The organism is Oleiphilus sp. HI0132 (assembly GCF_001635845.1).
The window spans coordinates 1-1,145 of record NZ_LWGJ01000386.1; the positions used below are offsets into that span (position 1 = coordinate 1).

At 42.4% G+C, this 1,145-nt stretch carries 2 protein-coding genes; one reads left to right on the plus strand and one right to left on the minus strand.

Annotated features, from left to right (window positions below):
* Positions 1–359: LysM peptidoglycan-binding domain-containing protein (locus A3766_RS04695; RefSeq protein ID WP_156508689.1), on the plus strand; the 359-nt coding region annotated here is incomplete at its 5' end.
* 52 nt (positions 360–411) lie between these two features.
* Here the strand turns inward: A3766_RS04695 and A3766_RS30390 are convergent.
* Positions 412–1,145: hypothetical protein (locus tag A3766_RS30390; RefSeq protein ID WP_197479325.1), on the minus strand; the 734-nt coding region annotated here is incomplete at its 5' end.

Below are 1,145 nucleotides of genomic sequence, written 5' to 3' on the forward strand. Positions count from 1 at the left end.
AAGTACGCTCTGGAGATACCATGTGGGATATTTCCAGAGCTCACAAAGTAGGCGTTCGCTCTCTAGCCAAGTGGAACGGCATGGCACCCACTGACCCGATTAAGCCAGGTCAGGAATTAATTATCTGGTCACTTAAGGATGTAGGTAAAGCAAGCATGCCGCTACCGTCTTTTAGAGATAAAAGGCAAATGATCAGAAAGATTGGCTATCGAGTAAGAAAAGGTGACTCGCTCGCTCGCATCGCAAGTAAGTTCAGCGTAACGATTAATGACCTAGTAAGCTGGAACAAGCTAAACAAGAAAAAATATCTACAGCCAGGACAGAAGCTAACCATCTACGTAGACATAACAGCTACTTAGGCCCCGTTACCGAGGCTAGAATTTATTTTAACCTAGGAAGCCACCTCTAAAATCATTCAGACAATAAGTACTCACTAAATTCGATAAAGTGGGAAACAGTTACCTTATCTACTGGAATCATAGACTTATCAGCGTCAGCGCTATTTTCACTTAATTCACTCATCATACCTTTCACTCTTTCAAGCGTTTCACGAATCAAGCTGACCATTGAGTCGCGCGGAGATTCAAACACTCCCATTGAATCATTCATCTGATTAAAGTGATTAACCATATCTACAATAGGTTGATACCGCTTTAGGTTTGATAAGTCATTCGTTCGACCTTCTTGTGAACTAGAAGGTGCACCATAAGTTCTTAACTCTTCCGCTACAGTCTTGGACAAGTCTAAGGAAAAGGATGCAATTTCGCTGGAATCAAACCCTACACTCATCGCTGATTCAAATGCATCCTGAAAGCGGTCTTGAAAAAATAATTCCGTTACATTACCTAGCTGCGACAATAGCTCGTTAATTGCCGTAAGCTCCGATTCATCCAGCTCCCCTTCGACACTATATTCAAACGACTTATCGCCGGACACAGCCACGCCTAGAGAGTTTCCCGAAGACTGGTAAATAGAGGCAAATGTATCACTCAAACGAATCGAGACTTTATCGCCATCCCTGGTCGTTAAGGAAAACTCGGTACTATCATGACTTGCATATTTGTACTTGGAAACAGCCTCGAAAGACTCTGGCTTAAGCTGTTGTTCATTGACTTTCTCTGGCGTAAAAAACTCGTAAACATTTA